This window comes from Pasteurella oralis (assembly GCF_002850605.1).
In the GTDB taxonomy this organism is placed as follows: Bacteria; Pseudomonadota; Gammaproteobacteria; order Enterobacterales; family Pasteurellaceae; genus Pasteurella; species Pasteurella oralis.
In genome coordinates this window covers 298,601-315,130 of the sequence record NZ_NXGB01000002.1, presented here as the reverse complement: position 1 = coordinate 315,130, position 16,530 = coordinate 298,601, and the positions used below count along the sequence as shown (strand labels likewise).

The window sequence follows — 16,530 nt, the reverse complement described above, 5'->3', positions numbered from 1 at the left end:
GATTTTGATGTGAAAGATGGAACATAATCTAACTAAAAAATGGGCATTTGCTGTGATGCCCAATTATTTAGCTTGTTTAGTGATTGCTGGAAATAAAACAGCAACTTGTTCTGGTCATATTTTTTATACATTTGATGGACAAGAATTACCTCAATTAAACGATGAAGCGATCATTTTAGATCACAATAATAATCCTCTTGTTACGATTACAATAACTTCAGTTGAGCAATGTGCATTTGGACAAGTATCTGAAGCTTTTGCGTTAGCAGAAGGAGAAGAGGATTATACACACTGGTATCAAAGTCACGAGCAGTTTTTTAATACACAACTTTTTACTCTAGACCAAGCATTATTAGCAGATTGTGTGGGTGTGAAAGAAAAAAAAGTGACATCTGATTTCAAGGTAATTTGCGAACGATTTACTGTTGTTGACGTACAAGCAAAAAGTTATGCTGAGTGGTTAGCTTTTGCAGAGAAAGTGCTATTAGAAGCATTAGATTCTGATCCTTATTTAAATGTAAAATCTGATATTAATATTTTATTATCTTTTGTGACAGGGCGTAGTAAAGCAAGTATTATGGCTTTTTCAGAAACGCTTCTCACGCCAGATGAACTTATTCAGCTTGCAAAATTACTTGTCCGCCGCGCACAAGGTGAGCCAATTGCTTATATTCTTGGTGAAAAAGAATTTTGGTCATTACCATTGAAAGTGTCACGAGATACGTTAATTCCTCGTCCAGATACAGAAATTTTAGTAGAAAAAGCCCTTGAGCTGGCAAAATTACGCTTAAACCTACCGCACTTTACTGGTGAGCTTGCGATTTTAGATTTAGGTACAGGTACTGGTGCAATTGCGTTAGCATTAGCTTTCGAGTTAGCCCCTTTAGCACAAAAGTGCGGTGCAAATTTAAAAATTTTTGGTGTAGATCGTATTGCACAAGCGGTTGAATTAGCGAAACAAAATGCAGCTTTGAATCATTTGGACGTCACCTTTTTACAAAGTTCATGGTTTGCTGCACTCGATTTGCAGATGAAATTTGATGTGATTGTGAGTAATCCGCCTTATATTGATGAAAAGGACCCTCATTTGATGCAAGGCGGTGTTCGTTTTGAGCCTTTATCTGCACTTGTTGCCGAAGAGCAAGGGTATGCAGATTTACGACATATTGTGACCCATGCCTCATGCTTTTTAAAGGCAGGAGGTTATTTATTATTAGAACATGGTTGGCAACAAGGACAAAAAGTGCGGTCAATTTTTAAAGAGAATCAGTGGCAAGATGTAACAACTGTGCAAGATTATGCTGGTAATGATAGAGTGACTTTAGCTCGCTGGAGAGGTTAGAAAATGAAATATGTAAAAAAAGCACTTTATGATGAAATGCTGACCTTTTACCATACTACACTCAGAGATAGTGATAGTGTATTACGTGTTCGTGGACAAATTGGGCATTTAGTACGTGCTGCACGTAAGCAAATTCCGCCTGAAATGGAAACAAAAGCAAAAATTCACCTACTTTTACAATTATTCTATGGTGAATGGGGATTTCATTGTGATCCAAATTCTTATTTTCTTTCATCGAATTTATATTTAAATGATGTATTAGAAACTCGAACAGGTATGCCAGTTAGTCTGGGCGCAATTTTACTTTATATTGCAGATCGCCTAAATTTACCGCTATATCCGGTTAATTTCCCAACCCAATTAGTGCTGCGTGCTGAAGTGGATGGCGAAGTTGCATTTATTAACCCTTGGGATGGGCAATATATTCCGCTTGCACTATTACATAAATGGTATGAAGGAGCGATGGGATTTGGTCTAGAGCTTACACCAGCCGAATTAGCTATTGCAAATGTCGGGGATTTATTAGGGCGTTTTAGACAACTTGCCAAAAATGCGTTAATTCGTGAGGAACGAAATGATGAGGCGTTATGTTATATTTCACATTTAATGCATTATTATCCTGATGATCCTTATGAAATACGTGACCGCGGTTTAGTGTTGGCACAAATGGGTTGTTATCATGTCGCCACAGAAGATTTTGAGTATTTTATTGATCAATGTCCTCAAGACCCGACTGCAGCATTACTTAAAAATCAGCTAGAAGAATTGAAACAAGATTCTTATCCTATTCATTAAGAAGGAAAACCAGATGCAAAATAAAATTGTTCGCTTAGATAATATTGAAATCGCTAATGACAAACCATTTGTTTTATTTGGTGGTATGAATGTTTTAGAAAGTCGAGATATGGCAATGCAAGTCTGCGAAGCTTATGTCAACGTGACAGAAAAGTTAGGTGTACCTTATGTATTTAAAGCGTCCTTTGATAAAGCAAACCGTTCTTCAATTCATTCTTATCGTGGACCTGGGATGGAGCAAGGATTAAAAATTTTCCAAGAGTTGAAAGAGACTTTTGGGGTCAAAGTGATCACAGATGTACATGAAATTTATCAATGCCAGCCTGTTACAGAAGTAGTTGATATTATTCAATTGCCAGCTTTTTTAGCACGTCAAACGGATCTTGTTGCGGCAATGGCAAAAACTGGTGCAATAATTAATGTGAAAAAACCACAATTTTTAAGTCCGGGACAAATGGGCAATATTGTTGAGAAAATCGCAGAATGCGGTAATGATAAAGTGATTTTATGTGATCGTGGTTCAAATTTTGGTTATGACAACCTTGTGGTTGATATGCTGGGTTTTACTGTAATGAAAAAAGTATCGAAGGGTTGTCCTGTCATTTTTGATGTGACTCATTCTTTACAATGCCGTGATCCTTTTGGTGCCGCGTCAGGTGGTCGTCGTGATCAAGTAACTGAATTGGCACGTGCGGGAATGGCTATTGGTTTAGCAGGACTATTTTTAGAAGCACATCCAAATCCAAATCAAGCAAAATGCGATGGCCCCTCTGCATTACCGCTTTCTGCGCTTGAAGGTTTTGTCACGCAAATGAAAGCAATTGATGATTTAGTGAAAAGTTTCCCAGAGTTAGATACGTAAAATTAGTATTGGAATAAGAGGGGGATTGTAATGAAGGTATTGTATTTTTTAGTTTTCACAGGCGCAGTAACGCTTTTAATTTCTCCTATTGCTTATAGCGTTGATACAACAAAAACAGCACAACAGGCACAAACAACTGTACAGATTGAGCAAGGTGAGGCGCTTTATCAGCAAGGATTACAATATATCTATGGTTTAGGTAATGAATCAATCGATTTAGCAAAAGCAGCAACTTTTTTTGAACAAGCAAGAAAAGTGGGTAATGCAGATGCTATTGCAAGACTAGCAGATATGCAGTTAGAAAAAGATAATAAAACGGCTTATTTTCTTAGCTTAGAGGCAGAGGAAAAAGGAAGTGGCTTAGGTGCGCTTGTTTTAGGTGAAATGTATCATCACGGCTGGTATGTACCACAAGATGAAAACTTAGCGGAACAGTATTTCAAGAAAGCGTTTGCAATTCTGCAAGCAGAAGTAAATGCGGGAAAGCACTATCATTTGAACGCGTTAGCTTATATGTATGATTTGGGGTATGGTGTAGCAGAAAATATTGATAAAGCAAAAGTACTGTATCGACAAGCTGCAAACTCAGGTAATGCGGTTTCAAAACGTAATTTAGCTGAACTTTATAAAATAGAGGTATTGACTGAAAAAAAACGTAAAGAAATGTTTCAGTTATTTTTGCAAGCTGCAGAAAAAAATGAAGTCGATTCTCAATATGAAGTGGGTGAATATTATGTAGAAAATGGAGAGTTTGAAAAAGGTGTTTTTTGGTTAAAAAAAGCAGCTGAACAAGGGTTAGATAAGGCAAGATTACTGGTTGCGAATTTATCTCTAGCTGGATTAGGTACCGCAGTTGATGTGGATTTTGCACTCAGTGAATTTGAAGCATTAGAAGATTATTACACATTGGGTTATCTTTATGAGTTAGGTACAGGCGTGCCACAAGATTTAGCAAAAGCATTACATTACTACGAGCTTTTTTATGCTAAAAAACAAGATGATGATGAGTCGCGACAAGAAGAAGTATTAGAAAAAATAACACAATTAAAAGAGCAGTTAGGTAAGAAGTAAATTGCTTATCGTAATTAGAGCCTCTCCAATGTGAGAGGTTTTTATGTGCGGAAAGAAAGTGCGGTCGATTTTGTAAAAATTTTGTTTTTCCATTTTATATATTCAAAGATGGGTCTTGTGAAGAGAACGAATTGAGTTAAAAATAATTTTATTCGGGCAATTTATAGTTTGCTATCTCAAATTAAATTGGACAAAATAGAAAACCATTGCAACAAAAGGAGTTACCAATGTTAAAAATAGTTTTTCTTGATAGTACAGCGATTCCTAAACATATTCCAATTCCTCGTCCAACTTTTGAACATCAATGGATTGAATATGAACATACTGCTGCTAACGAAGTGATTGAGCGTATGCAAGACGCTGAAATTGCAGTAACGAGTAAGGTCGTATTTAGCCGTCAGGTCATGCAACAATTACCAAAATTAAAGTTAATTGCAATTACTGCAACGGGGACAAATAACGTTGATTTAGTTGCTGCCAAAGAACTTGGTATTACGGTAAAAAATGTTACTGGTTATTCTGCAACAACTGTACCAGAGCATGTATTAGGGCTAATTTATGCATTAAAGCATAGTATTATGAGTTGGTATCGTGATCAGTTGTCAGCAAAATGGGCAGAGAGTAAACAATTTTGTTATTTTGATTATCCAATTACAGATGTCAAAGGTTCAACGTTAGGCATAGTTGGTAAAGGTTGTTTGGGGACAGAAGTAGGATGCTTAGCCAGCGCAGTTGGGATGAAAGTACTTTATGCTGAACATAAAGATGCGGCGTCTTGTCGAGTGGGTTATACCCCTTTTGTAGAAGTTTTGAAACAGGCGGATATTGTTACTTTACATTGCCCTTTGACGGAAACAACCCAAAATTTAATTAATAAAGAAACGTTGGCTTTAATGAAAAAAGGCGCGTTCCTTATTAATACAGGGCGTGGCCCATTAGTTGATGAAAAAGCACTCGTTGAAGCGTTAGAAAACGGTCATTTAGGTGGCGCAGCATTGGATGTTCTAGTGAAAGAACCGCCTGAAAAAGAGAATCCGATTGTTCAAGCTGCAACCAAGTTGCCTAATTTAATCGTTACTCCACATATTGCTTGGGCGTCAGACAGCGCAGTAACGACTTTGGTCAGCAAAGTAACACAGAATATTGAAGACTTTGTGAAGAATCAATTAAATACTTAATGAATAAATATCGTGGTGTTGTTGTATAGTGTTTATGCAATAATAGCACGATATTTTTATTGCTAATTTTTGGTAAACATGAAATTTTCTGTTCCTTTATTTATTGCCCTACGTTATTGGCGTGCTAAAAGTGCGGATCGTTTTGGGCGACTGGTGACTAATCTAGCTAGTATCGGCATTGTATTGGGGGTCATGGCATTAATCATTGTGTTATCTGTCATGAACGGGTTAGAGCGCCATCAAAAGCAGCAAGTACTTGCTGATATTCCACATGCCATTATCATGCCTGAAAACCAACGAATAAACTTAGAAGATAAGATGATCGCCTTACCTGATTTTGTGCAAAAAGCGGTTGCGATTAATCAAACTAATGTCATTTTACAAACAGCAAAAGGCGTAAGTGCAGGACAAGTGATTGGTGTTCAACAACTTTCTGATGATCCTTTATTGTCAGGATTGTTCAATGATGATTTTGAACAAGTGCTAGCACCCAATGAATTTAATTTAGTGATTGGCGCTCAATTAGCACAAAAGCTCCAATTGCATGTCGGTGATAAAGTGCGTTTAATGATTACTGAAAACAGCCAATATACACCTTTTGGGCGTGTTCCTGTTCAACGCTTATTTACAGTGAGTGATATTTATTATACGAGTGGAGAAGCATCTAATTATCAAGTTTTTGTTAATTTGACAGATATTGGACGCTTAATGCGTATTCAGCCAAAGCAGGCACAAGGTTATCGCTTGTTTTTGCAAGATCCATTCCAAATTGTTGAATTACCGCATTACTTTACGGAAAAACAGTGGAAAATTAATGATTGGCGGAATCAAAAAGGCGAGTTTTTCCAAGCAGTGCGCATGGAAAAAAATATGATGGGTTTATTGATTAGTTTAATTATTGTGGTTGCTGTTTCTAATATTATTACTTCATTAAGTTTAATGGTGGTAGACAAGCAAGGAGAAATCGCTATTTTACAAACACAGGGATTAAATAAACGTCAAGTGCGGTCAATTTTTATCTATCAAGGGTGCTTAGTGGGCTTTATAGGAACATTGATTGGAACGCTATTAGGCATATTAGTCACATTAAATTTAGATCGTATTGTTAATTTGATTAATCCTCAAGGTATTTATTTACCCACTGCATTAGAACCTGTGCAAATTGTAGTAATCATTGCTTTTGCATTATTGTTATCGTTACTATCCACTATTTATCCAGCCTATCGTGCAGCAAAAATTGAACCTGCAGAAGCATTACGTTATGAATAAAAGAGCGGCAAGCAAGATGAAACAACATTTATTACATTGTCAAAATATCGGTAAATTTTATCAAGAAGGTACAGTACAAACACAAGTATTAAAAGGGGTATCTTTTGCGATGGAGGCAGGAGAGCTTGTTGCTATTGTAGGAAGTTCGGGATCAGGTAAAAGTACGTTATTGCACACCTTAGGTGGTTTAGATCAACCAAGCAGTGGTGAAGTATTTATTAAAGGAGAATCTTTACAGCGTGCTAATGCTAATCAATTGGCTCAGTTACGTAATCAATATCTTGGTTTTGTTTACCAATTTCATCATTTAATGGCAGATTTTACTGCATTAGAAAATGTCATGATGCCAATGTTAATCGGGCAACAAAATAAAACAGAAGCGAAAGATCGTGCAGAAAAAATGCTGAGTGCAGTTGGGTTAGCACATCGTATTTCACACCGTCCTTCAGCCTTGTCTGGTGGGGAACGGCAACGAGTAGCGATTGCTCGCTCTTTAGTTAATAACCCCGCTTTAGTATTGGCTGATGAGCCGACGGGAAATTTAGATCGTAAAACAACAGAAAGTATCTTTGACTTAATTCAACAGCTTAATCATGAACAAAATATTGCTTTTTTGTTAGTAACTCATGATCTTAGCTTAGCAGAAAAACTAGCGCGTCGTTTAGTTATGCAAGATGGTGTATTAAGAGAGGCGTTATAAATGAATACTCCTTTTTTTATTAGTTGGCGCTATCAACGCAGTAAGCAGAAAAATCGGCTTGTTTCTTTGATTTCTACGTTTTCTAGTATTGGTATTGCATTAGGTGTAGCTGTGTTAATTTTAGGCTTAAGCGCAATGAACGGTTTTGAGCGCGAGTTAAATAATCGTATTCTTGCGGTAGTACCTCATGCGGAAATTATAATTTATCCAAGTGAAAATGAGCCACAAGCAATTAATCAATGGTCATCTCTTGTGCAACGACTGGCGCAACATGAAGAAATTCTAGGTATTGCACCCTATATTAGTTTCACAGCATTAGTTGAAAATGGGACTAAGTTAAAAGTTGTACAAGTAAAAGGCGTTGATAAGATAGCACAAGATCAAGTCAGCGCATTAGGTAATTTTGTGTTAGATAATGCATGGCATGATTTTAGTCAGCAAAGTGGTTTGATTTTAGGGTATGGCATTGCGCGCGATCTTGAGGTTCAAATGGGGGATTGGGTGACCTTATTGATTTCGCAGCAAAGTAAAAATAACCAATTATCTCAACCTATTCGCCATCGTGTACAAGTCAGTGGCATTTTGCGTTTAGATGGTCAACTTGATCATAGCTACGCTTTGCTGCCTTTAGCGCAAGCACAAGCATTAATAGGTCTAACTCAAGAGCAAATTCACGGCGTTGAATTGAAAGTCAAACAACCATTTGAAGTTCAAGCGTTACAATATCCAATGTTGCAAGATTATCCTCAGACATTATATGCGCAACATTGGATCAGTAAATTTGGCTATATGTATCGTGATATTCAACTTATTCGTAGCGTAATGTATATTGCAATGGTATTAGTGATTAGTGTGGCTTGCTTTAATATTATTTCGACGTTGATTATGGCAGTGAAAGATAAGCAAGGCGATATTGCAATTATGCGCACTTTAGGTGCTAATAATCGTTTTATTAAACAAATTTTTGTGTGGTATGGCTTGCAAGCTGGCATGAAAGGGTGTTTAATTGGTATTTTTTTAGGCGTAGTCCTCGCGTTAAATTTAACTCAACTTATTCAAGGGATTGAATTTTTACTTGGCAGAAAATTATTATCTGATGGTATTTATTTTGTTGATTTTTTACCAAGTGAATTACACTGGCAAGATGTGTTATTAGTATTAGTTTCTGCACTAATATTAAGTTTGATAGCAAGTCTTTATCCTGCCAATCGAGCAGCAAAATTACAGCCTGCTCAAGTTCTGAGTAGCCACTAGACTTGAAAAATATAAAAAAAGTGACCGCACTTTTAAGTGTATTTATTGTTTAAAATTTAGTTCTAACTGATTGAATCTATTTTATTTATAAGAAGTAAGCGAGAGCAAAATGACAGAATATAAGAACGAAATTCAGATTGAAAATGATGACACTCGTATTGATAAAATTGAACAAGTTTTACCCCCCGTTGCGTTATTAGAAAAATTTCCAGCAAGTAGAACTGCTGCACAAGTTGTAAAAGAAACTCGTAAAAAAGCACATGATATTATTCATCAAAAAGATGATCGTTTATTAGTTGTAATTGGTCCTTGCTCTATTCATGATCCTCGTTCTGCGCTTGAATATGCAAATCGTATTAAGGCAGTGCGTGAAAAATATAAAGATACTTTAGAAATAGTTATGCGAGTTTATTTTGAAAAACCACGTACTACAGTTGGTTGGAAAGGATTAATTAATGACCCACATTTAAATGGCACTTTTGCTTTAAATGACGGGTTGCGTATGGCGCGTAAATTATTATCTGATGTGAATGATTTGGGCGTGCCTGCAGCCGGTGAGTTTTTAGATATGATTACACCACAATATCTCGCTGATTTTATGAGTTGGGGAGCAATTGGGGCGAGAACAACTGAATCACAAGTACATCGCGAATTAGCTTCTGGCTTGTCATGTGCTGTTGGTTTTAAAAATGGAACGAATGGAGGAGTTAGAATTGCATTAGATGCTATTGGCGCCGCTGAAGCACCACATTATTTCCTATCAGTAACAAAATTTGGTCATTCTGCTATTGTTTCTACTCGCGGTAATGAAGATTGCCATATTATTTTACGTGGTGGGGATAAAGGTCCAAATTATAGTGCTGAAGATATTGCTGTTGTTTGTGCTGATATTGCAAAAAATGGACGTATTCCGCATGTCATGGTGGATTTTAGTCATGCGAATAGTAATAAACAGTTTAAAAAGCAGTTAGATGTTTGTCAGAGTGTTTGTGAACAGATTGCTAATGGTTCAACGCAAATTTTTGGTGTTATGATTGAAAGCCATCTTGTTGAAGGGCGTCAAGATCTTGTAGATGGTAAAGCATTAACTTATGGACAGAGTATTACTGATGCATGTATTGGTTGGGAAGATAGTGAGCATGCACTTGAGGCATTATCAAGTGCGGTCACTTCTCGCCGACATTTGAAGCTGTAATTAAATAAAAACTACCTTCGATGAAGGTGGTTTTTTTACTCTTTGACTTGTTGACAATAAGTCGCGAATTTTGGTTTGCCATTTTTAGTTAAGCCACGATATTTGTAACGAATAAGAGAATTAATTGGTGGTGGATTAAGGCGATCATCTAAGCTAAAACCAGAACCAATTTTAAATTGTCCACGCTGGTTTTCACAGGTTAATGCACCAAAGTAATTAGCAAATTGTCCTTTGCCTTGGTGATGAGCAATCACTTTACATTCTTCTTGCTGTACGATCTTTAGCTTTAAAATTTGACTACTGTATTTTCGTCCATAAAGTGCAAGTGGATTGCGCAATACTATGCCTTCTCCCTGCTGCTGTTCAACTTGTTTTAGAAAAGTTTGAATGTGCTGGGTATTTGGATTGGGATTTGAGTAATAATTTCAATATAAGGAGAAGGATGTTGATTGAGATATTGTCTTAATACCGCTAATCGTTCAAATAAGTTGCCTTGTGCGTTTGGGACATCAAAAACATATAGCTTTAATTTATGCCAACCGTTATCTTGCTGTGAGCGTACAATAGAAGAAATATGCTCGAATTGATTGCGTTGACTAAAGAGTTCACCATCAATAGCAAAAGGCGGAAAATGTTGTATGAAGTAATCTGGGACAGATAATATTATTCCTTGGCGTGTATAAAGTTGTTGCCCATCCCAATAACCGCGTATGCCATCTAATTTTTCACTCATTACCCATCCATTAACATTCTGATTTTTATATTCATTGACTAACATTAATTCTGGTGCTTTAGCATTTAAACTCAATGAAAACCATAATAGAGAACCAGATAGCCAATAGCGCATATTTACTCCTTTATTATTTGATTTGAGAAGAATGAAAAGTGTAATGAGATTGGAGCTAGGAAAACCGATATCTTACTTATTTTTGTGATTCGGATCGTAGACATCAAAAAAAATTTATAAATAAAAAATCTTTTCATTTTTATGACGCAAACGTTTGCTTTTTTAGCGAGGCGGATTATAATGCAGCGATTTTTTTATTTTTTAGTAGGGAATGAATAATGAGCTTGGATAATTATAGTTTAAAGCCAGTGCCACAAAATGAACGTAAAGGAGGAATTGCACTAACATTTGTAATGCTTGGACTCACTTTCTTTTCTGCCAGTATGTGGACAGGGGGGACACTTGGCACATCATTAACTTATGATGATTTTTGGATGGCAATTTTAATTGGTAACTTAATGCTGGGTGTTTACACTTCTTGTTTAGGTTACATCGGTGCAAAGACAGGCTTAACTACCCATATTTTAGCGCGTTATTCGTTTGGAGTGAAAGGTTCTTGGTTACCTTCATTACTACTCGGTGGAACACAAGTTGGTTGGTTTGGTGTGGGTGTTGCGATGTTTGCTATCCCAGTAAATAAAGTCACTGGCATTGATGTAAATACACTCATCATTGTTTCTGGGGCATTAATGACAGTAACCGTTTATTTTGGTATTTCAGCATTAACTATTTTATCAGCAGTAGCGGTTCCTGCAATTGCAGTACTTGGTTCTTATTCTGTGTATTTGGCAGTGACTGATGCTGGTGGATTAGAGGTATTGAGAGCTATTGTGCCAAAAGAGAGTATGTCATTACCAATGGCGATTACGTTAGTTATCGGATCATTTATTAGTGCGGGCAGTCTAACTGCAGATTTTGTTCGCTTTGGACGTGTACCGAAACAAGCGATTATTATCAGCATGATAGCTTTCTTTTTAGGTAATTCCTTAATGTTTATTTTTGGTGCAGCAGGAGCTTCAGTAAAAGGTATGGCTGATATTTCAGATGTAATGGTCGCGCAAGGGTTAATTTTGCCTGCGATTATTGTATTAGGCTTAAATATTTGGACAACGAATGATAATGCACTTTATGCCTCAGGTTTGGGTTTTGCAAATATTACAGGATTAAGCAGCCGTATTTTATCAATGGCAAATGGTGTGATAGGAACACTTGCAGCACTTTGGTTATATAACAATTTTGTAGGCTGGCTCACTTTCCTTTCTTCTGCAATTCCGCCAGTTGGTGGTGTCATTATTGCGGATTATGTTTTACGCCACAAAGCATATCAAAATTTCGATCAGGCAAAATTTGTTAATATTAATTGGATTGCAATTGCTGCTGTTGCAATTGGTGTTGCTTGTGGTAAATATTTACCTGGTATTATTCCTGTCAATGCTGTATTGGGTGGTGCTATCTCGTATTTAATACTTAATCCATTGTTTGCAAAAATGTTAGCAACAAAATAGGAGTCAGTTATGTTAATTAAAAATGTACATTTAGCAAATAAAGAAGGGCTTTGGCAAATTCTCATTGAACATGGCAAAATTATGCGTATTTGTTCTAATGATGAAATCGTAGCCTATGATGGTGATATTTTAGATGCAGAGCAAGGCATTGCTTATCCTCCTTTTGTTGAACCACATATCCATCTTGATGCAACACAAACTGCTGGTCAGCCAAATTGGAATCAGTCTGGTACCTTATTTGAAGGGATTGAACGTTGGGCTGAGCGTAAATCTATGTTAAGTCATGAAGATGTGAAAGCCCGTGCATGGAAAACGTTAAAATGGCAAATCGCAAATGGCGTACAATATGTGCGTACCCATGTGGATGTTTCCGATCCCACATTGACTGCACTTAAAGCTATGTTAGAAGTGAAACAAGAAGTTGCACCTTGGATTGATATACAAATTGTGGCATTTCCACAAGAGGGCATTTTATCTTATCCAAATGGTGAAGCTTTACTTGATCAAGCAATGGCAATGGGCGCTGATGTGGTAGGCGGCATTCCACATTTTGAATTTACGCGTGAATATGGTGTGGAATCAATGCATATTGCATTTAATATTGCGCGTAAGTATGGCAAACAAATAGATATTCATTGTGATGAAATTGATGATGAGCAATCACGTTTTGTGGAAACTGTTGCGGCATTGGCACTGAAATATGAAATGGGCGATAAAGTCACTGCTAGCCATACTACTGCGATGCACTCTTATAATGGTGCTTATGCGTCACGTTTATTCCGGTTGTTAAAATTATCAGGCATTCATTTTGTGGCTAATCCACTCGTTAATATTCATTTGCAAGGACGCTTTGATACATACCCAAAACGTCGAGGGATTACTCGTGTAAAAGAAATGCTGAAAAACAATATCAATGTTTGTTTTGGACATGATGATGTATTCGATCCTTGGTATCCATTAGGTACCGCTAATATGCTACAAGTGCTCCACATGGGATTACATGTATGTCAATTAATGGGCTATGGGCAAATTAATGATGGTTTAAAGTTGGTCACGGATAATAGTGCAAAAGCACTCGGATTAACAGATTATGGCATTGAAGAAGGACATTCTGCTAACCTGATTATTTTACCTGCGCAAAATGGTTTTGACGCAGTAAGAAGACAGGTACCAACGCGTTATTCAATTCGTCAAGGTCAGATTATTGCAGAAACTAAACTTGCAGAAACTCAGATTTATTTGGATAACGCAGAGATAGTTACTTACGGTTAAATAAAATGTATTCGGTGTACTTAGACAAAAGCAAATTATTAAAAAAATGCTAAGTCAGTATTTTGTTATTTTATTGCTAGATGAATCTCATCTATAATACGCTATATAAAAATACATGAGTAGCAATAAAATAAACATTATGAAAGTCGCATTAGGTATTCAATATAACGGAAAAAATTATTTTGGTTGGCAACGACAGGAAAATGTCGCCAGTGTTCAACAAGAATTAGAAAAAGCGATTTCTTTTGTAGCAAATGAAAACTGTCATATTTTTTGTGCAGGAAGAACGGATTCTGGGGTTCATGCGACAGGACAAGTAGTTCATTTTGAAACAAATGCTAATCGTCCTGAAAAAGCATGGACTTTTGGTGTTAATGCGAATTTGCCTGATGATATTTCAGTGAGTTGGGCAAAAGTTGTTGATAATAGCTTTCATGCACGTTTTAGCGCGACAGCTCGCCGTTATCGCTATATTTTATATTGTCATAAATTACGTTCAGCAATTTTGTCTGAAGGTATAGCACATTATCATTTAGCACTTGATCATCAACTTATGCATGAAGCTGGTCAAGCGTTATTGGGTGAGAATGACTTTTCCTCTTTCCGAGCAGCACAATGCCAATCTCATACACCATTTCGTCATGTACAGCATTTACAGGTGATTCGTCGAGGGCATTATATTATTGTGGATATTCAAGCTAATGCCTTTGTCCATCATATGGTGCGTAATATTGTGGGGAGTCTAATAGAAGTCGGTGCTGGTCATCAGCCCGTAGAGTGGATAAGTTGGTTATTAGCACAAAAAGATCGTACTTTAGCCGCACCTACAGCAAAATCAGAAGGACTTTACTTGGTTAATGTAAGTTATCCTGATCAGTTTAATTTACCACAAAATACATTAGGTCCGCTGTTTTTAGAAAATGAATTATGGTAGCCAGATCAGACCTTTATTTCTGGAATCTTAGCCTAAATTGTGGTGTAATACGTCGAATTTTCTCGTTAAATAAAAAGGGTTAAAATGAGCTGGATTGATCGAATTTTTAGCAAAAATACTTCTTCAACAGGTTCTCGTAAGTCCAATGTACCAGAAGGTGTTTGGACAAAATGTAGTGCTTGTGAACAAGTTTTATATCGTGATGAGTTAAAACGTCATTTAGAAGTGTGTCCAAAATGTGGTCATCATATGCGGATTGATGCAAGAGAACGTCTTTTGGCTTTGTTGGATAAAGATAGTGTACAAGAATTCGCAGCAGATTTAGAACCAAAAGACATTCTTAAGTTTAAAGATTTAAAGAAATATAAAGATCGTCTTTCTGCCGCACAAAAAGAAACGGGTGAAAAAGATGCATTAATTGTAATGCAGGGGACATTATACGGTATGCCTGTAGTAGCTGCTGCATCAAATTTTAGTTTTATGGGCGGCTCCATGGGGTCTGTCGTTGGTGCTAAATTTGTACAAGCAGCAGAAAAAGCTATTGAGCAAAATTGTCCGTTTGTGTGTTTTTCTGCTAGTGGTGGCGCACGTATGCAAGAAGCTTTGTTTTCATTAATGCAAATGGCAAAAACCAGTGCAGTATTAGCTCAAATGCGTGAACAGGGAGTCCCTTTTATTTCAGTGTTAACCGATCCAACTTTAGGTGGTGTATCTGCCAGTTTTGCTATGCTTGGTGATGTTAATATTGCGGAGCCAAAAGCATTAATTGGTTTTGCAGGCCCTCGTGTTATTGAGCAAACTGTACGCGAAAAATTGCCTGAAGGATTCCAGCGTAGTGAATTTTTATTAGAAAAAGGGGCGATTGATATGATCGTTAAGCGTGGTGAAATGCGCCAAACCTTAGCGAGTTTATTAAGTAAATTGATGAATAAGCCATCACCTTTTGTTGAACCTGAATTGATTGAAGAAATCGAAGAAAGTAAAACTGATAATGAATAATCCAATTTCATCATTAACAGCCACTTCGCCTCTAGCGGAGTGGCTTTATTATTTAGAAAATAGCCATTTTAAAGCAATTGATTTGGGACTTGAACGCGTTAAGTCTGTTGCAGCGCATTTAAATTTGTTAACACCTGCCCCTTTTGTCATTACAGTCGGTGGTACTAATGGTAAAGGGACAACTTGTCGTTTACTTGAAATGATGTTAATGAATGCAGGCTATAAAGTAGGCGTGTATTCTTCACCGCATTTAATTCGTTACAATGAACGAGTGCGTATTCAAAATCAAGAATTAGCCGATAATATACATACTCAATCCTTTGCGTTTATTGAGCAAAATAAGACGCAGTCTTTAACTTATTTTGAATTTAGTACGTTATCTGCATTGCATTTATTTAAACAAGCAAAATTAGATATTGTCATTTTAGAAGTGGGGTTAGGTGGGCGCTTAGATGCCACTAATATGGTTGATAGTCATATCGCTGTGATTACTAGTATTGATATTGATCATGTAGATTTCTTAGGTTCAGATCGAGAGCAAATTGGTTTTGAGAAAGCAGGTATTTTTCGTGCTAACAAAGCTGCTATTATTGGTGAATCTAACATTCCCCAAAAAGTGTTGAATCATGCTAACTCACTGGCGTGTCAGACTTCTTGTCGCGATATTGACTGGTTTTTTACTGCAGATTCTCACTGTTGGAATTGGACTGGACAAAAAATGCAGTTTGAAAATTTGCCCATTTGTCAAATTCCATTAGCTAATGCTGCGACAGCATTAGCGACAATTGAACAATTACCTTTTACAATTTCAGAAGCCGTAATTCGTCAATCTTTACAAGATGTAGAATTAACTGGACGTTTCCAAACAGTCAAACATATTGATTTGCAACAACTGGCGAAACACATTAATAAAGCTGTAGAAGTATTACCACGAGTGATTATTGATGTCGGGCATAATCCACATGCAGCTAATTATTTGGCAGAAAAATTGACTACACTTAAACAACAAGGCTGCGGTAAGATTTTTGCGGTGTGTGGTATATTAAAAGATAAAGATACACAAGGTATATTTAACCCGTTGTTAACTCTTATTGATCATTGGTATTGTGTCACTTTAACAGGTTACCGTGGTCAACGTGGCGAAGAACTTTTTGTGACGTTGCAACAAATCGCACAAGCCCAAACAATGGCATTGTCAGCAGAGAGTCAGCCTTCAGTTGAGCATGGTGTAACACACGCATTACAGCAGGCGAGCCAGAAAGATACTGTACTGGTATTCGGTTCGTTCTATACTGTCGGTGAGTTTTTACAATTGCTGTAAAATCTCTTATTACTTTAAATAACACCCTTGATATTTTAAGGGTGTT

Annotated in this window: 14 protein-coding genes and 1 pseudogene; 14 read left to right on the top strand and 1 reads right to left on the bottom strand. The window is 36.8% G+C overall.

Translation table 11 applies throughout. From position 1 onward, the window contains the following. Positions 1-16: 16 nt before the first annotated feature. The 9 genes from prmC (at position 17) to aroG (ending at position 9,666) form a co-directional block, all read left to right on the top strand. Complete coding sequence (prmC, locus tag C0975_RS03875) at positions 17-1,342, top strand: peptide chain release factor N(5)-glutamine methyltransferase (protein ID WP_342745589.1); 1,326 nt, start codon at positions 17-19, stop codon at positions 1,340-1,342. Between the two features lie 3 nt (positions 1,343-1,345). Then, complete coding sequence (locus C0975_RS03870; protein WP_101775079.1) at positions 1,346-2,137, top strand: SirB1 family protein; 792 nt, start codon at positions 1,346-1,348, stop codon at positions 2,135-2,137. Between the two features lie 13 nt (positions 2,138-2,150). Beyond that, positions 2,151-2,999, top strand: coding sequence for a 3-deoxy-8-phosphooctulonate synthase (gene kdsA, locus C0975_RS03865; protein WP_101775078.1), 849 nt, complete (start codon positions 2,151-2,153; stop codon positions 2,997-2,999). Positions 3,000-3,029: 30 nt separating this feature from the next. Further along, positions 3,030-4,070 (top strand): tetratricopeptide repeat protein, encoded by a 1,041-nt coding sequence (locus C0975_RS03860; protein ID WP_101775077.1) that lies wholly within the window; start codon positions 3,030-3,032, stop codon positions 4,068-4,070. A 227-nt stretch (positions 4,071-4,297) separates the two neighbouring features. After that, positions 4,298-5,248 carry a 2-hydroxyacid dehydrogenase gene (locus C0975_RS03855; protein WP_101775076.1) on the top strand — a complete coding sequence of 317 codons (951 nt, stop codon included), beginning with the start codon at positions 4,298-4,300 and terminating at the stop codon, positions 5,246-5,248. A gap of 78 nt (positions 5,249-5,326) precedes the next feature. Then, on the top strand, positions 5,327-6,517 hold the full coding sequence (locus tag C0975_RS03850) for a lipoprotein-releasing ABC transporter permease subunit (protein ID WP_101775075.1): 1,191 nt from the start codon (positions 5,327-5,329) through the stop codon (positions 6,515-6,517). Positions 6,518-6,533: 16 nt separating this feature from the next. After that, positions 6,534-7,217 carry a lipoprotein-releasing ABC transporter ATP-binding protein LolD gene (gene lolD / locus C0975_RS03845; protein ID WP_101775168.1) on the top strand — a complete coding sequence of 228 codons (684 nt, stop codon included), beginning with the start codon at positions 6,534-6,536 and terminating at the stop codon, positions 7,215-7,217. Continuing rightward, positions 7,218-8,471, top strand: coding sequence for a lipoprotein-releasing ABC transporter permease subunit LolE (gene lolE, locus C0975_RS03840; protein ID WP_101775074.1), 1,254 nt, complete (start codon positions 7,218-7,220; stop codon positions 8,469-8,471). A gap of 109 nt (positions 8,472-8,580) precedes the next feature. After that, positions 8,581-9,666 (top strand): 3-deoxy-7-phosphoheptulonate synthase AroG, encoded by a 1,086-nt coding sequence (gene aroG, locus C0975_RS03835; protein WP_101775073.1) that lies wholly within the window; start codon positions 8,581-8,583, stop codon positions 9,664-9,666. Positions 9,667-9,701: 35 nt separating this feature from the next. On the opposite strand, the pseudogene C0975_RS03830 reads toward aroG, so the two are convergent. After that, positions 9,702-10,513: pseudogene (locus C0975_RS03830) on the bottom strand (DNA ligase). A gap of 218 nt (positions 10,514-10,731) precedes the next feature. On the opposite strand from C0975_RS03830, the gene codB reads away from it, so the two are divergent. From codB to folC, 5 genes are all read left to right on the top strand, one after another. Next, complete coding sequence (gene codB, locus C0975_RS03825) at positions 10,732-11,958, top strand: cytosine permease (protein WP_101775072.1); 1,227 nt, start codon at positions 10,732-10,734, stop codon at positions 11,956-11,958. A gap of 9 nt (positions 11,959-11,967) precedes the next feature. Next, positions 11,968-13,230, top strand: a complete 1,263-nt coding sequence (locus tag C0975_RS03820) for a cytosine deaminase (protein ID WP_101775071.1) — start codon at positions 11,968-11,970, stop codon at positions 13,228-13,230. A gap of 139 nt (positions 13,231-13,369) precedes the next feature. Further along, entirely contained in the window at positions 13,370-14,164 is a 795-nt protein-coding gene (gene truA, locus C0975_RS03815; RefSeq protein WP_101775070.1) for a tRNA pseudouridine(38-40) synthase TruA, read from the top strand. 84 nt (positions 14,165-14,248) lie between these two features. Then, positions 14,249-15,163 (top strand): acetyl-CoA carboxylase, carboxyltransferase subunit beta, encoded by a 915-nt coding sequence (gene accD / locus C0975_RS03810; RefSeq protein ID WP_101775069.1) that lies wholly within the window; start codon positions 14,249-14,251, stop codon positions 15,161-15,163. After that, positions 15,156-16,484 (top strand): bifunctional tetrahydrofolate synthase/dihydrofolate synthase, encoded by a 1,329-nt coding sequence (gene folC / locus C0975_RS03805; protein ID WP_101775068.1) that lies wholly within the window; start codon positions 15,156-15,158, stop codon positions 16,482-16,484. Before accD ends, folC begins: the two co-directional genes overlap by 8 nt. The last annotated feature ends 46 nt before the right edge of the window (positions 16,485-16,530 follow it).